Source organism: Williamsia limnetica (assembly GCF_003217475.1).
In the GTDB taxonomy this organism is placed as follows: Bacteria; Actinomycetota; Actinomycetes; order Mycobacteriales; family Mycobacteriaceae; genus Williamsia; species Williamsia limnetica.
Genome location: NZ_QJSP01000013.1, coordinates 149705 through 165304, shown reverse-complemented (window position 1 = coordinate 165304; position 15600 = coordinate 149705). Strand labels below are relative to the sequence as shown.

The following is a 15600-nucleotide window of genomic DNA, read 5'->3' as shown; positions in this document are numbered from 1 at the left end:
TCCGAAATGCGGGAAGTTGAGCATGATCAAACATGAAGCGGTGCGCTATGTCGCCAAGCTAGTTGCTGTCCTTTCGCTGGTCAGCGTCGCGACGTTCCTTCTACTCGAACTCATACCAGGTGACCCGGTCGACTCCGTGCTTCCGGCCGGAGCCACCCCCGAGATGCGGACCGCCGCGACCGAACAGTATGGCTTGGACGGTCCGTTGGTCGGCAGGTATTTCGAATGGCTCGGCAATGCACTCCACGGGGACCTGGGCCGCTCGATGCAGTCCCAGGTTCCCGTCACCGACGCGATTTTGGAACGTTTGCCTGTCACCATCGAATTGGCAGGACTGTCGATACTGTTGGCACTTCTGATTGCAGTTCCGGTCGGAGTTTGGTCGGCATACCGTGCGGGTGGGATCTTCGATCGAGTAGCAACGTTCATCTGCTCGGTCACTCTGTCGATACCCAGCTTTCTCCTCGGGGTGTTGTTGGTGTTCGTCTTCGCGGTCAGTCTCGGTACCCTGCCGGTCACTGGATGGACACCGATATCGGAGGGACTTGGTCCCCACATCGAGGGTTTGATCTTGCCGGTGGTGACGCTTTCAGCGATCGAGGCTGTGGGATTCATTCGCGTCCTCCGCAATGACATGATGGCGACACTGCAGCAAGATTTTGTCCTCTCGGCCCGGGCACGGGGCCTTTCGTCGCCGCGCATTCTGTTCACACATGCCTTGCGTCCGTCGGCGTTCTCTCTCATCACGGTGATGGGGGTGTCACTCGGACGGCTGATCGGAGGCACGGTCATCGTCGAGACTTTGTTCTCGTTGCCCGGGCTCGGCTCGTTGGTCATCACATCTATCACCGGGCGTGACTTCCTGATGATCCAGGGAATCGTTCTTGTCGTGGCGGTCGCCTACGTCCTGCTCAACGCGTTGGTCGACCTCGCCTACCCCGTACTCGATCCGAGAGTGAGGACCGCATGAGTCACCCCGAGACGGGAGCATCAGTAACCCCCGACGACGCGCAATTGCTACTGACAAAACCCACGCCGATCGATCCCGGGTACGCCGGAAATGTCGATCTCGACGTGAAAGCCGGTCATGTCGCGGCAGAGGTGCAGGTCACCAAACGCAGGCGGCGTCGCAAACGAGATATCGGCGCTGCCGTGGGGGTGATCTGGCTAGCATTGATTGTCGCTGCTGCAGTATTCGCGGACCTGTTCCCGCTTCCGTCCCCGTCGGAGATCACCGATTCGTACTCTTTGGAGCCTTTCAAGAACGCCGCACATGTTCTGGGCACGGATGAGATCGGACGAGACCAACTCAGCCGCGTGATCTACGGCGCCAGGGTCTCGTTGGCTGTGGCCATCGGGGCCACCCTGATAGCGCTTGTCACCGGGACCGCGATCGGCATCGTCGCGGGCTACTTCAGAGGCGCGCTGGACACCACGTTCGATATCGGAACAAGCATGATTCTGGCATTTCCACCGCTCATCCTTCTCATCGCGTTGGTCGCCGTGATGGAGCCCAGCGCAACGACATTGGCAGTGGGTCTGGGCATCGTCGGTGCACCAACCTTCGTGCGAATAGCACGCGCGAACACGATCTCGTTCGCAAATCGCGAGTTCGTCACTGCCGCGAAGTCGATGGGCGCCAGCAGTATCCGAATCATCCTTCGTGAAATCCTGCCCAACGTCCTGCTGCCGGTGTTTTCGTTTGCGACTGTCGTCGCCGCCGGGCTGGTTGTGGCAGAAGGATCCCTCAGCTTCCTCGGTCTGGGCATCCCACCGCCCGCGCCCAGCTGGGGCGGGATGATTGCTGCGGGGCGCGAGAGCCTATACGAAGCACCCTATTTGGTATTGGTTCCGGGAATGTTCTTCTTCCTCACGGTCTTCTCATTGAACCGCGTCGGCGATTGGGCTCGCGGACGGGTCGGAAGGGAATCGTCATTGTGAATGTATCAACGACCAAGTCTGTGAGCCCCGCGGACGAACTGTCCCAGCGTGACGGGCCGATTCTGAGCGTGCACAATCTGCGCGTGTGGTTCGACACACCTCGTGGCATGGTGCGTGCGGTGGATGGCGTCGATTTCGACCTCTCTCGGGGCCGAACCCTCGGAATCGTCGGCGAGTCCGGTTCGGGCAAGTCCGTGCTCTCGCGGGCGATCATGAACATTCTCGCACCGAGCGCCGTTATCCAACCTGGTTCGCGAGTGGAGATCGAGGGACGCGATACGGCGTCCCTCAGCAAGTCTGAAGCCCGCGCTATGTGGGGTTCACGCGTGGCCATGGTGTTCCAAGACCCGATGACCGCGTTGACGCCCGTCCTCACCATCGGGCGACAACTCACCGAAACCCTGCGGCGACACACCGGCCTGACAAAGAGGGAAGCGCTCAACCGGGCAGAGGAGCTCTTGGAGTGGGTGGGGATTCCCGAACCTCACAAGCGTCTGTCCCAGTACCCTCACAACCTTTCCGGCGGCATGCGCCAGCGCGTGGTAATAGCCCTGGCCATCGCGTGTTCTCCCGACCTCCTCATCGCTGACGAACCCACCACAGCCCTTGATGTCACCGTCCAACACCAAGTCCTGACGCTGCTTGCCCGTCTTCGTAGCGAACAAGGCATGGCGATGATCCTGATCACTCACGACCTCGGGGTCGTAGCAGGCCGCACTGACGAGATCGCCGTGATGTACGCCGGACGCGTTGTTGAACACGCGCCCACTCAGACCTTGTTCAGCGAGATGCGCCACCCTTACACACGAGCCCTCATCGAATCGATCCCCAAGCTGAGCGACCCGAGTCACACACGACTGCAAGCCATTCCAGGGCGCCCTCCAACAGTGATCGATCCGCCACCGGGATGCGCCTTCGCGCCGAGGTGCCCACACTCCCGACCACGCTGCCTAACCGAGACACCTGAACTGTCGTCAGATCCCCGGAGCGCCCCTGAGCACCGATTCGCCTGCTTCTATCCGGTCGGCACTGCCGATGGCTCGGCGGCGCTGGCCGAGAACCTCACCTTGGGCGAGACGGCGGGCGGACTGCCGATGACAACGAAGGAACTCTGATGGCTGGAACCGGAACCGCACATCTACGAGACAACGAGGACACCTTGCTCAGGGTGCGGGACCTCGTGGTCGAGTACAACGGCGGACGCGGCGGAAAAGTACACGCGGTTTCTGGTGTCAGCCTCGACATCGTCCGTGGCGAAACCCTCGGCCTCGTCGGCGAGTCAGGTTGCGGGAAGTCCACCGTTGCCAAAGCCATCATGCAACTTCCTCCACCGACGTCGGGCACCGTGACCTTCGAAGGAACGGATCTCGCAGGCCTCTCACCGCGCGAGCTCCGACCTATCCGCAGGAACCTGCAAATGATCTTCCAGGATCCGATATCCTCCCTCAATCCGCTGCGAAAGGTCCGGAAGATCGTCGCGGAGGGGCTCGATATCAGCGGTGAGAAAACTCGCCCGCAGCGCGATACAGCTGTCGACGAGACTCTCCGTATCGTAGGTCTCGATCCCGACACCGCCGGCGACAGGAAGCCTCACGAGTTCTCCGGAGGTCAATGTCAGCGCATCTCCATCGCCCGGGCGATCGTTGTAGAACCGCAGCTTGTGGTGTGCGACGAACCAGTCTCGGCACTTGATGTGTCGGTGCAAGCACAGATCCTGAACCTACTCCAAGACATGAAAGCCAGATACAGCCTGACATTGTTGTTCATCGCACACGACCTGGCCGTGGTCAAGAATGTCAGCGACCGCATCATCGTCATGTATCTGGGCAAGATCTGCGAGGTTGCGGATCCCGATCGGATGTACGCCACACCTCTACACCCCTACACGGAAGCCCTACTCGCAGCGATCCCCGAACCAGATCCGCTTGTCGATCCCGGTGAGATCAGCCTGCAGGGCGAACTACCCTCACCTCTAGACCCTCCCAGCGGTTGCCGCTTCCGGACACGTTGCCCCAAAGCGGCGGAGGTGTGTGAGACCAAAGAACCGATCATTCGTGAGGTGCAAGCCAATCACTTTGTTGCCTGCCATTTTCCGAACACAAGCACAACTGGCAGTCCGATTGTTGTCACCGAGAAGACGACGTAGATCTCTGTGGCGATCGACCCCGCATCATCGTCTCGATCGAACGTCTTGCACCCGACCGAACAAGTAATCCAATGAATTGAGGAACAGTGAGTCTCGAAGGAAAAGTTGCCCTGGTGACGGGTGCCGGTCAGAATACCGGTTTGGGAATCGCTCAGGCACTGTCTGCGGCGGGTGCATCGGTGATCATCAATGACGTCGCGGCGGATCGCGCCGAAGCCGGAGCGCAGGCCGTCAAGGCTCGCGGGGGTACCGCCACCAGTGCGCCCTTTGACATCACGGACTACAGCGCCGTCGCAGCAGGCATCCGCGCAGCAGAAGCCGAACTCGGCGCCGTCGACATCCTCGTCAACAATGCCGGGATACCGGCGGAAGCGCAGCGGCAACCTTTTGCAACTTCGTCGCCGGCAACCTGGCCGCCCTACATCGACATCAATTTGTACGGATCCCTGAACACTACGCACTGCGTGTTGACTGGAATGCTGGAGCGGAACTTCGGGAGGGTCATCCAAATCTCCTCAGGATCAGGGGCTGTGGCGAACAAGGGCCTAGGGGCCGCGATGTACGGCGCCGGCAAGGCAGGCATCGAAGGCGCGCTCCGACACATAGCCACCGAGGTGGGTGACCGCGGAGTCACAGTCAATTCGCTTGCACTCGGGCTCATGGAAAATCTTCAAGCCGCATTGGACGCCGAGTATCCCCCGCTCCCAGATATTTTTGCGCTCAATCTGATTCCCCGACTGGGTCGCGGCAGCGATGTAGGCGCTGCGGCAGTGTGGTTGGCATCTGACGGCGCAGAATACGTGACGGGTCAGACCATCCACATCAACGGCGGCGCATACTCCGGCCGCTGAATCCGGTTTTTCGGCTTCCCCCCCATCCTTCAACCGAAAGATGCTCCGATGACAGATTTCCGCACGCTCCAACTCAGCCACCCGAGTCCTGGCGTCGCCCTCGCCACTCTCAATCGCCCCGATCGTCTCAATGCCATCACCTTTGAGATGTTCGATGAGTTCGTCGAACTGCAAAGGCGCGTCGACGCGGATCCCGCCACCCGCGCACTGGTGATCACCGGGGGCGGCCGCGGATTCTGCGCCGGGCTCGACCTCGATTGCGCAGCTCAGTTGCCCGACATGACCGCAACGGAGATGATGCGTGAACAGCAGAACTGGGGGGCCGCGGTTGCCGGCTTCCGACATATGTCCACGCCGGTCATTGCTGCGGTGAACGGTCCTGCAGCGGGTGCGGGAATGGGCCTCGCACTCGCCGCTGATATTCGGATCGCCACCGAGAGTGCCCGTTTCAACGCGGCCTTCGTCAAAGTTGGACTGTCGGGTGGTGACGTCGGCACCTCCTGGGCGCTGCCGCGACTCGTCGGGCTCGCCCGAGCAACCGAGATACTGTTGACTGGTCGTTTCGTCACTGCAAATGAAGCACTCCAGATTGGGCTGGTCACCGATGTGACCTCGTCCGAGAGTCTGTTGGACAAGGCCTACGAGATTGCCGAGATGATCGCTTCCAACAGCCCATTCGGTATGACCTTGACCAAACAGGTCATCCAGCAGAACGTCGACGCGCCATCGCTGGACGCTGCACTCGCGGTCGAGAACCGGAATCAGGTGTTGGCTACGCGCACGTCGGACATGCGCGAAGCATTGATCGCCTTCCGTGAGAAACGGCAACCCGTCTTCACCGGTCGTTGAGTCCGGCGCCAATCACCGAAATTCTTCGCCTCCGAAATCAAGAAAGCCCGCAACGACATCGTTGCGGGCTTTCTGATGTTCCGACGTGATCCGAACTGACCAGTCGGTATTGTGCCCTACTCGGTCACAACGATACAGAAATAGCCGAAGGTGAACACGTGGACTTCACATCCCGACCTCCGACCTCCATCGACGCGTAGCGGATAGTGTGCCGACACCATCGATCTGCACCACGTGCTCGTCGCGTCGCGCAATGAGGGTCGCGGCAGAACGCGGAGACCGCTCTGATCAGGCATTGACCGTCTTTGCATACCTCGAAGCCGCGGCATGATGCGCTGCGATGTAGCCATAGACCAGACCCTGCCCGATGGTCGCGCCGGCTCCAGGATAGGTGTGGCCGAACGCATTGGCGGCGGTGTTGCCGATGGCATAGAGACCGTCGATGACACTGCCGTCTTCCCTGACTACACGAGCACTCCGATCCGCGGTCACACCGCCACAGGTCCCGAGGTCGCTCAGCACCATCTTGACCGCGAAGAACGGCCCTTCCCGCAGTGCCCGGAGATTGGGGTTGGGTGCCACCGTCGGGTCGCCGTAGTAACGGTCGTAGGCGCTTTCGCCCCGGTGGAAGTCCACATCCGAACCGCTCGCGGCAGATTGATTGAACGTTCGGAAGGTCTCTTCCAGCACCTCCGCAGGGACGTCGATCAATTTCGCGAGCGCAGCAGCACTATCCGCACTGTGAGCGATACCCGCTTCGTACCACGCCTTCGGGAGCGGCTGACGTGGAAAGAGCCCGCCCGCGAGCAAATAGCTGTTCCGGTACCGCTGATCGAAGATGATCCACATGTCCTCGACGGGTGTGCCGGCTCGCTCACGCCGCAACACTTCCTGTCCGAACGACATGTAGTCGACGGACTCATTGATGAACCGTCGCCCGGACTGGTCCACGATGAACGATCCGGGTAGCGAGCGTTCTGCGAGCATCACCAACGGTTTGTCGCCGGGAAGGGCAGCAAAAGCCGGGAACCACCAGGCCTGATCCATCGACTCGAGGCCGGCGCCCAAGTCTTGCGAGAGAGCGATCGCGTCTCCGGTGTCACCTTCGCTTCCGAAGCTCGCGTGGTCAACAAGGTTCTCGGACTGGTATTTCCGACGCCACTCGACGTTGTGGTCGAAGCCTCCAGCCGCCAGAACCACACCGAGACGGACGCTGATGGTGAAGTCACGGCCCGCCTGACGCGCGACGGCTCCAATTACCTTCCCGTCCGAATCCTGCAGCAATCTCACCAAAGCCGTTTCGGTCCACATCGGGATCTCCGCACGGAGGACACCGGCGAACATGCCGGCGGCCAGCGCTTGCCCGCCTGCGAGATACTCACGACCGATCACCATGCCGCCGAGGCCCTGAACTACTCTCCGGAGAATGCGCGGCACGGCCTTGACAGGCTTCTTGGCCATCAGGTTCATCCATTTGTACTCCGCACCGGTCACCGGCATCGGTACCGGCGCTTCCATCACACCTGGACGAAGGCGAGCGCGTTCATCACCGAGGACTGATGCGTCGAACGGGCGGCATTCGCATGTCCGCCCCTCTGCGCGGCCACCAGGTTTCTCCGGATGATAGTCCGAGTAGCCCTTGGCCCAGAAGAACCTCATAGGTGTTGTGCGACTCAGCATTTCTACGGTGGCGGCACCGTTTTCCAGGAAGGCCTGGCCCCGATCGGCGGGGGCAGTGTCGCCGACAACCGACCGTATATAGTCACTGGCCGCCGGCAACGGATCGGTTCGCTTACCGAACTTCGACAGTATCGAACTCCCAGGGATCCAAAATGCGCCACCCGATCGAGCGGTGGAGCCACCTACATAAGAGGTCTTCTCGATGATGAGCGTCGAGAGCCCCAGTTCATTCGCCGCGAGCGCTGCGGCCATACCGGTGCCAGAACCGACAACCAGTAGGTCGACACTCATGTCGTGGGCGACGGCCGTAGGGGGAATTTGTTTCTTCGCCATGTTCTCATCACTCTCGCGTCGGACAATCTTGGTCGTAACGTATGTCACATTTGAGCTGGATCCACCACGAGTTCCCTTGGGGTGGACGGAATTGAAGATCAGTCACGCAGAGACTGGTGGATCATCTGCTCCATCATCGCCCAGATTCTCCGGCGAGCCGGATCGGTCTGCGGCAATGATGGAAAGGTCAGGAATCCGTGAAACAGTCCCGCGAAGCAATGATGGTCGACCAAGACCCCATCAGCGGCGAGCCGGGTCGCGTAGTCATCGCCGGCCGAACAAGGTGGATCGAGTTCCGCCGTCACAACAACAGCAGAAGGCAGACCGGCCAGGCTTGCCGCCCGCGTCGGCACCAGACGAACATCGTCGGTGCCTCGAGGGGCATACTGCTGCCAGTACCACTTCATGGATGCGGTGGTGTTGTAATAGCCTACTCCGAAGCGACGATAGGATTCGGTGTCGAAATCATCGTCTATCACCGGGTAGATGAGCACTTGGCCTGCTACCGTCGGACCGCCTCGATCTCGAGCCGCAATGGCCACCGTTGCAGCGAGGTTGCCACCGGCGCTGTCGCCGGCCAGGATCAATTGCGAATTGTTCCCGCCGAACTCGCCGACGTTTTCAGCGCTCCATTCGAGCGCAGCGTAGACATCGTCGAATGCGGCAGGCCCGGGATGCTCAGGTGCGAGTCGATAATCGACGGAGACCACAAGCGCTCCGACTCCGTCTGCCATCGAACGGCAGAACTCATCGTGGCTGTCCAGATCACAGAACACGAACCCACCACCGTGCGCGAACACGACAACCGGGAGCACGGACTCGGGAAAGTGGGGCCGGTATATCCGCAAGGCGAGATCGCCACCAGGACCATCGATCTGGAGGTCTGTGACCGTTCGCATGTCTGGTCGCCTGGTCAGTGGGGCCCGCCTGTCCCGGATGATCTCCCGGACCGCGACCGGATCCATCCTCGTCACGTCCGGAAACGACGTGTCCAGCGCCTCGAGCATGGCCGCGACTTCAGGTTCGAGTGTTGTCACGATGGCGCACCGATCGTTGCCTGGCCGGTTCCAACCTGAAAGTTGTCGGCGTCGCCGACCGGGCTCATCACAAAGCCCTTATAGTCGGCGTTCGCCACTTCGTCGAGAATGTCGCCATAGACCGCGAACCCGCCGATAAAGGGCATGAACACCCGTGGTTTCCCGGGGATGTTCGCACCCAAATACCAAGAGTTCGCTTGAAGGAACAGCGTTTTGGACGCACGCTCGTTGCATTCGGCAACCCAGCCGTCGACGGCTTCGGCACTGGCCTCGATGGTCCACGCTCCTCGCGCATCCATGTGGGCGATACATTCGACGATCCAGTTGACGTGTTGTTCTGCGGTCAGCACCATGTTTGCCAGAACACTCGGACTTCCCGGCCCGTTCACGATGAACATGTTGGGGAAGCCGTCTACCTCGAGGCCCAGATACGTCCGCGGTCCGGATGACCACTTCTCCCTGAGACTGCGGCGTCCTTTGCCGCGGATGTCAATCCGGTCGAGAGAGCCGGTCATGGCATCGAACCCCGTGGCGTAGACGATCATGTCGAGGTCGTAGACCTGCGCTGTGGTTTCGATGCCCGCCTCCGTCACCCGCTCGATCGGGGTGTGACGCAAGTTCACAAGCGAGACGTTGTCACGATTGAACGACTCGTAGAAACCGCTGTCGGTGACGATCCGCTTGGTACCGATCGGATGATCCGTAGGCGTGAGTGCACTCGCGACGTCCCCATCGACAACGAGTTCCGCGATCTTCTCTTCGGTGTAGAGGCGGGCCGTATCGTTCGCCGCGAGATTGCTGAGCTGGTCCGGAAAGGCCTTGGAGAAGAGCACACCACCGCGCTGCCACCATTCGTCATAAACACGGCGACGTTCGGCCTCGTCGACTTCGAGTGCGCCTTTGGGGTAGGGCGTGAAGGGTGATCCGCCACCACTGGCGCGAGCCTGTCGGCGGCGCTCCGCGTAGTTTGCCTTGATCTCCTTCTTCAGTTCGTCACTCAGTGGCCGGTTACCGGCCGGGATCGTGTAGTTCGCGCTTCGTTGAAATACGAAGACCTGTTCGGCATCGGCGGCGATCTCAGGGATCGACTGGATTCCCGAGGATCCCGTTCCGATGACGCCGACCCGCTTGCCCTTGAAGTCCACTTCACCGTGCGGCCATGCTCCGGTGTGATACCACTCCCCCGCGAAGGTATCCCGACCCGGGATGTCGGGAAGGTTGGTCGCCGACAGTGGACCTGTGGCGAAGATGCAGAAGCGTGCGACGAACTGCTGACCTGCACCGGTGGTCACGGTCCAACGCTGCTCGACCTCGTCGTACGCAGCACTCGTCACCTTGGCTCCGAAAGTGAAGTTCGGCGTGAGGTCGAATCGTTCCGCCACGTGCTCGAGGTAGGCCAGGATCTCCGGTTGCGTCGCGAAACGCTCACTCCAGTCCCAATCTTGTTGCAGCTCATCGGAAAAGGAGAACGAGTAGTCAACACTCTCGATGTCACAGCGGGCACCGGGATACCGGTTGTGGTACCAGGTACCACCGAAACCCGCGGCGGCCTCCAAGCCGCGGACTCGGGCACCCTTTTCTCGTAGCGCGTACACCGCATACATTCCTGCGATACCGCCACCGACGACGACTGCGTCCAGTTGCTCGACGTTGTTGCTCATGGCAATGATCCTTCGCATGTTTCACCCCGCACCTGTCTGGCTGTAGACGACGACGTTAAGGCAGCCATATGCGGTTCGAAACGCGCCCTCCCACCCAGTGGTCCCCGCAGCCATGCGGAACGCGTTGTGCCCGCCGAGCCCTCGGGTTACGACCCCGGCGAGTGACCGGCTTCACAAATCCCGCATCCTATGGCACTATTCCTATTAGAAATAGCCATGTCGCGGCCCCTGGCGGGGGCGCGAGCCACGAGGAGGTCCCCATGACGATGCAGGTAGATTTCGATCAGTCAGCGCCTACCGCATTCCTGGATCGTGTTTCGCTTCTGCTCGACACGTTCGACGGGCCTGGGCGCCTCACGCTGGCTCAGATCGTCCGACGGACAGGCCTGCCGAGGTCGTCGGCTCATCGCATGCTGGACCACCTTGTGCAGTTGCGATGGCTGCACCGGGAAGGTCGCGATTACACTCTCGGCCTGCGCCTCATGGAACTCGGATCGCTGGCCATCCATCAGGACCAGCTCCACACGGTGGCCTTACCGCACCTCATGCAGTTGCATCGCAGCACGGGCCTTGTCGTTCACCTCGCGGCCCTCGACGGCGATGACATCGTCTACCGAGAAAAGCTGGGTGGCCGATTCGGTGGACTGGTCCCGACGCGAGTAGGTGCCCGACGGCCGGCCACGCACACTGCAATCGGTAAGGCCCTACTTGCCTTCAACAGTCAGCAGGGCGCCGAGTACGACGCAATCCGTGAAGAGGGAATTGCATACGAACGAGAGGAAGCGGTCTGCGGAATCGGTTGCATTGCGGTTCCCGTCGGCCCGTTGGGATCCACCGTCGCCGCGGTCTCCCTGTGCGGGCCCGTTGGTCAGATGTCGTTCGATCATCGGCTCGGTGGCCAGGTCCGGATGACGGCTGCGGCAATCTGGCGAGGCCTGGACAAGCATGTCGCGCCCGTGCTGCAGCGCAGCAGCTCGGTTCGAATGATGCCGAACTCGCACGAACACGTCAGGACGTCGGCGTAGACAGCGCTTCGCCGGCGCCGCAGACAAACCGCTACGCGGTACCGTCGTCTGACTCCTCCGCCTCACGCCACCGTCCGGGATGTCGCGGTCGCACTCTGCCGTTGTCGCTGGTCTCGGATTCATCTCGAAACCATTGCGCGGCCTCGTCGATGTCGTCGAGTAATTGCTCCGCAAGACGGATCTCAGCTTGAAAGTGCCGGTCTGCCCACCTCAGACTCATTCGCGAAAAAGCCCACGCTGGTTCATCATTCGAGTGCTCTGCGTGGCGCCTTGCTTCATTGGCGTTGTGTTCGAGATTCGCGATATGATCTTTGACGATCATCTTGAGTCGCTCGGGCGCCAACAAGTGCCCCATCCACAGCCGGAGCATGACGCCGTGTTTGAGGACAGGCATCTCCACCTTGGCATCACGAGACCAATCCCGCAGCGCCTCAGTGCCTGTGTCGGTGATCGCATACAGCCGGCGGCCACGAGCGCCGACTTCGACGACGGTTCGAGAGTTCACGAGACCCAGGCTCTCGAGCTTTTTGAGCTCTGCATAGACCTGGCTCACTGACGGACTCCAGTAAAAGAATCCGATGCTCCAGTCGGCCCACTTCTTCAGATCGTTGCCCGTCAGTTCCTCTCCGAACGAAAGCATCCCCAAAACAGCCCAACTGGTTGCCGGAAGATCGTATTGGTCGCTGGGGTCAGAAGTAGGCACCTGACGAGCTTAACAATGCACATCGGTTGACCACATCAATAGCGGAGAACCTCGTGATTGCGATCGACATTGATTCCTCGCTTCACCGAGGACGTCCCGGCCACCGGGAGAAGCTGCATTGCAGCAGGATTCACCGGTGTTAACCTGCCGCAATGACCGGGCAGATTATCTATGTGGTGGATCGGGTAGTACTCAAATCCGGCTGTGCCAAGAAGTTCATCGAGGCATACAACCGTGAGTACGCACCTACTGCGCGGGAGCGAGGGATGACCCTAGACCGCGTCCTCCTCAGCCCGCCCATCTGGTTCGACGACGAATCGAACACTGTGACAGCGCTGTGGACATTGCACGGACAGGAGGAATGGTGGAAGGCGGCTGTCAAAGGCCGGCACGATCCCGAACCCGCCGCGTGGTGGACCAAGATGGATTCCATGATCATCGAGCGGTCACGTTCCATGGCCGCCTCGGCGGACGACGTTGATGGGTTGAACGATGTATAAGGTGACCAGTCTGATTCACACAGCCGGCGCTGAGACGACCCAGCTGGTCGACGTCCTTCGCGAAACTGCACAATCGCTCGACTCTGTGCAGGCACTGATCGAGCCCACACTTCCAGGAGTACGCAACGGCGGTGACATCCTGATGCACCTGCAACTGGAGGATGCGGCGCACTGGCGGGCAATCCGAGCTTCGTTTGATCGCATTCTCGACAGTTCTGCGATCGACCACCTCGACGAGGTCGAGTACATCCCGGGCCCATCGAGCCAAGGACCGACGACGACGGCCACCGTTTACAGGACACTCCTGCTTCGGGTAGAAGACGGTACCGCGCCCGCTTCCATACGCCGTTTCGAAGCCGAGCTCATGCGCATGCCCGCGTTCATCGAGACCATCACCGCGTGGCGGCTGAGCGAGGTCGTCGCGTCGCGAGGCGATGCCCTCTACACCCATGTCTGGGAACAAGAGTTCACCGACCTCGAGGGCCTGATGGGCCCATATCTCGCACACCCCGTGCACTGGGCCTACGTCGACAAGTGGTTCGACCCGGAGTGCCCCGAGATCATCGTCCGCGATCGCGTCTGCCATAGCTTCTGCAACCTCGAGCACAACGTGATCGACGTCCTGGTCACGGAGATGACTGCCTGATCGTCACACCACCAGCGCCAACTACCACTGCAGCCAGCTCTGGTCATGTTCACGCGGTTGCCGTATCGGCAGGTCACCGCTGGTCGGGCAACGTGGTGGCACAGCTACGAGTGATCGTCTTTGGAGTCCTCGGTGACCACGCGAGCATCGACCAGGAGAAAGGCCCACCCGTTGTCGCAGACCTGTGGCAGTGCATGACCTGACCGCCTGCCCATACTTCAAGGCGTCAAATCGAGAGTCGACACCTCACTTTCAGAGCATCAGCGGCAACAAGCGGCAGCAATCGCGAGAAATCTCTCTCCGGCGCCTTCGACCATCGCCCCGTGCAACTTGCGGTGGAACACGTCAGCAGCATGCTGCACCTGGCGTCCGTCGAGTAGCGCAGCGCTAGCTGACGCCCATACGGGCGAGCATCGACAGCGGATCCGCAGGGGGCGATAGCTCGAGCAGCTGAGTTGCCCTCCGCCCCGCGGACTGCGCACAGATCTCGTCGTCGGACAGCACCCAGAAGTCTCCGCGTGCCAGGCGTTCGACCATGTACTCGGCCGCGTCGAGCGGATCGAGCCCCGTCGCCACGTTGTCGCGTTGCATCGCCGCAAAGACAGCATTTGCGGTGTCATTCGCGCTCGGAGCCTCACGCTGCGCCGATAGGAAGATCTGGCTACGAATCGAATGTGGAACTATGACCGACACCTGGATAGGCGCGCCAGTCAGCAAAATATCTTGGTACAAACTCTCGGTCAGCGCTTGCACCCCATGCTTGCTGACAATGTAGGGAGCTTGTACCGCAACGCTGTTGAGCCCACCCACCGATGACAGGTTGGCGACGCATGCCGGACTTCCCACCTCGATCATGCGCGGTACAAACGATCGAACACAGTAGAAGACGCCGTTGAGATTGATGTCCATCAACCGCTTCCAGCGATCGACGCCGACCTCCCAGATCAGTCCCGCAGTTTCGATTCCCGCGTTGTTGATCAGAAGTTCCAGGCCGCCGTGACGTGCGAACACCGATTCGGCCATGTCGTCGACCGCCTCAGGGTCGGTCACGTCAATGGCGTACGGATACGCCGATCCCCCTGCTGCGCCGATCTGGTCGGCGACCTCGGCAGCCCGTTCACCGTCTATATCAGCTACAACCACGGTCATACCGAGGTCCGCGAGATGCCGTACAAGACCCTCGCCGATCCCGGCCGCACCACCGGTGACCAAAGCGGTCCCGGACGAAAAACGTTCCTGCGCAATCGACATCAGAGACTCCTTGTTTCGGTGTGGGGATGAACCAGGACTCGATTGATGAACTGAACCGTTCGGTCGAACAGGTCAGCGGCCGGCCGCAACGCGCCGGTCATGGTGGCGAAACCGTGCATCATGCCGTCGTATCGGTGCATCTCGACAGGCACACCGGACGCAAGCAACATACGCCCGTACTCCTCCGTCGAATCGCGCGTCGGGTCCACCTCGGCGGTGGCCAAGAGCGTCGGAGGCAGCCCGGTGAGGTCGAGGGCCAGCGCCGGACTGACATAAGGGTCGGATCGCTGAGCAGTGTCCGGGACGTACTGGTCCCAGAACCACTCGCAGTCCTCCGGAGTCAGCAGGCTCGTCGAACATTCCGGATTCGACACCCGTGTCTGCGCCGTGCCATAAAATATGATTTGCGCATCAGGCAGTGGCAAACCGAGATCCTTCAGTTGCTGACTGAGAGCAAGCGTCAAGCTTCCACCAGCGCTTTCGCCAGCCAGAGCCACCAACCCGGTGTCGGCTGCTACTTCAGCCGGTCCAGCCTTCAGCCAATCCCACACCGCACGTGCGTCGTCGAGTGCCGCCGGATACCGGTGCTCCGGTGCTAGCCGATAGTCGACCGACACTACGACGACACCCGCTGTGATGCTCAGCACCCGCAGGTATTCGTCGTTCTGATCGAGTCCACCGACCACGAAACCACCGCTGTGCAACCAGATTACAAGAGGTAAGGCCGGTTCGGGTGACGGGCGGTAGACGCGGACCGGGACTCCGCCGGCGTCAGACGGCACGCGCAGATCGAAGCGCTCATAGATCGGCGTTGTAGATGGTCTCGCGGAGGCCGCGAGCATCGCCCGCAGATCCGCGACCGGCATTCCACTCATGGAGCCCGGAAACCGACTGGCAGCCAGGTCGACTATTTGTTGCGCTTCCGGCGACAGGGCCATGTCACACCTCATTTCATCGAAATCGTCGTCTGCAGATCA

At 60.9% G+C, this 15600-nt stretch carries 15 protein-coding genes; 9 read left to right on the top strand and 6 right to left on the bottom strand.

The features are described from left to right. Positions 1 to 22: 22 nt before the first annotated feature. The 6 genes from DFR67_RS21470 to DFR67_RS21445 all read left to right on the top strand — a co-directional run bounded on the left by DFR67_RS21470 (position 23) and on the right by DFR67_RS21445 (position 5787). Positions 23 to 970, top strand: coding sequence for an ABC transporter permease (locus tag DFR67_RS21470; RefSeq protein WP_110471517.1), 948 nt, complete (start codon positions 23 to 25; stop codon positions 968 to 970). After that, complete coding sequence (locus tag DFR67_RS21465; protein WP_110471516.1) at positions 967 to 1941, top strand: ABC transporter permease; 975 nt, start codon at positions 967 to 969, stop codon at positions 1939 to 1941. The genes DFR67_RS21470 and DFR67_RS21465 overlap by 4 nt, the downstream gene beginning before the upstream one ends. A 107-nt stretch (positions 1942 to 2048) precedes the next feature. Then, on the top strand, positions 2049 to 3056 hold the full coding sequence (locus DFR67_RS21460) for an ABC transporter ATP-binding protein (RefSeq protein WP_110471567.1): 1008 nt from the start codon (positions 2049 to 2051) through the stop codon (positions 3054 to 3056). Further along, a complete protein-coding gene (locus DFR67_RS21455) occupies positions 3056 to 4087 on the top strand; it encodes an ABC transporter ATP-binding protein (protein ID WP_110471515.1) in 1032 nt (343 codons plus the stop codon). The genes DFR67_RS21460 and DFR67_RS21455 overlap by 1 nt, the downstream gene beginning before the upstream one ends. A gap of 86 nt (positions 4088 to 4173) precedes the next feature. Next, positions 4174 to 4938, top strand: a complete 765-nt coding sequence (locus DFR67_RS21450) for an SDR family NAD(P)-dependent oxidoreductase (protein WP_110471514.1) — start codon at positions 4174 to 4176, stop codon at positions 4936 to 4938. 48 nt (positions 4939 to 4986) lie between these two features. Beyond that, complete coding sequence (locus DFR67_RS21445; protein WP_110471513.1) at positions 4987 to 5787, top strand: enoyl-CoA hydratase/isomerase family protein; 801 nt, start codon at positions 4987 to 4989, stop codon at positions 5785 to 5787. Positions 5788 to 6075: 288 nt separating this feature from the next. Here the strand turns inward: DFR67_RS21445 and DFR67_RS21440 are convergent, their stop codons facing one another. From DFR67_RS21440 to DFR67_RS21430, 3 genes are all read right to left on the bottom strand, one after another. After that, positions 6076 to 7800 carry a 3-ketosteroid-delta-1-dehydrogenase gene (locus DFR67_RS21440; protein ID WP_110471512.1) on the bottom strand — a complete coding sequence of 575 codons (1725 nt, stop codon included), beginning with the start codon at positions 7798 to 7800 and terminating at the stop codon, positions 6076 to 6078. Between the two features lie 98 nt (positions 7801 to 7898). Then, entirely contained in the window at positions 7899 to 8837 is a 939-nt protein-coding gene (locus DFR67_RS21435; RefSeq protein WP_425451316.1) for an alpha/beta hydrolase, read from the bottom strand. Beyond that, on the bottom strand, positions 8834 to 10498 hold the full coding sequence (locus DFR67_RS21430; protein ID WP_110471511.1) for a flavin-containing monooxygenase: 1665 nt from the start codon (positions 10496 to 10498) through the stop codon (positions 8834 to 8836). The genes DFR67_RS21435 and DFR67_RS21430 overlap by 4 nt, the downstream gene beginning before the upstream one ends. A gap of 260 nt (positions 10499 to 10758) precedes the next feature. Here DFR67_RS21430 and DFR67_RS21425 point away from each other — a divergent pair, with 260 nt between their 5' ends. Then, complete coding sequence (locus tag DFR67_RS21425; RefSeq protein WP_110471510.1) at positions 10759 to 11523, top strand: IclR family transcriptional regulator; 765 nt, start codon at positions 10759 to 10761, stop codon at positions 11521 to 11523. Positions 11524 to 11554: 31 nt separating this feature from the next. Here DFR67_RS21425 and DFR67_RS21420 read toward each other — a convergent pair whose 3' ends face one another. Continuing rightward, entirely contained in the window at positions 11555 to 12163 is a 609-nt protein-coding gene (locus DFR67_RS21420) for a PadR family transcriptional regulator (RefSeq protein ID WP_110471509.1), read from the bottom strand. A gap of 215 nt (positions 12164 to 12378) precedes the next feature. Here DFR67_RS21420 and DFR67_RS21415 point away from each other — a divergent pair, with 215 nt between their 5' ends. Together DFR67_RS21415 and DFR67_RS21410 are read left to right on the top strand one after the other, a co-directional pair. Further along, on the top strand, positions 12379 to 12726 hold the full coding sequence (locus tag DFR67_RS21415) for a hypothetical protein (protein ID WP_110471508.1): 348 nt from the start codon (positions 12379 to 12381) through the stop codon (positions 12724 to 12726). Further along, on the top strand, positions 12719 to 13372 hold the full coding sequence (locus DFR67_RS21410; protein WP_110471507.1) for a Dabb family protein: 654 nt from the start codon (positions 12719 to 12721) through the stop codon (positions 13370 to 13372). The genes DFR67_RS21415 and DFR67_RS21410 overlap by 8 nt, the downstream gene beginning before the upstream one ends. A 387-nt stretch (positions 13373 to 13759) precedes the next feature. Here DFR67_RS21410 and DFR67_RS21405 read toward each other — a convergent pair whose 3' ends face one another. Both DFR67_RS21405 and DFR67_RS21400 read right to left on the bottom strand, forming a co-directional pair. After that, on the bottom strand, positions 13760 to 14623 hold the full coding sequence (locus DFR67_RS21405) for an SDR family oxidoreductase (protein WP_110471506.1): 864 nt from the start codon (positions 14621 to 14623) through the stop codon (positions 13760 to 13762). Continuing rightward, the gene (locus DFR67_RS21400) at positions 14623 to 15561 is read right to left on the bottom strand and encodes an alpha/beta hydrolase (protein ID WP_110471505.1); all 939 of its coding nucleotides are present in this window, start codon (positions 15559 to 15561) and stop codon (positions 14623 to 14625) included. Before DFR67_RS21400 ends, DFR67_RS21405 begins: the two co-directional genes overlap by 1 nt. Positions 15562 to 15600 lie beyond the last annotated feature (39 nt).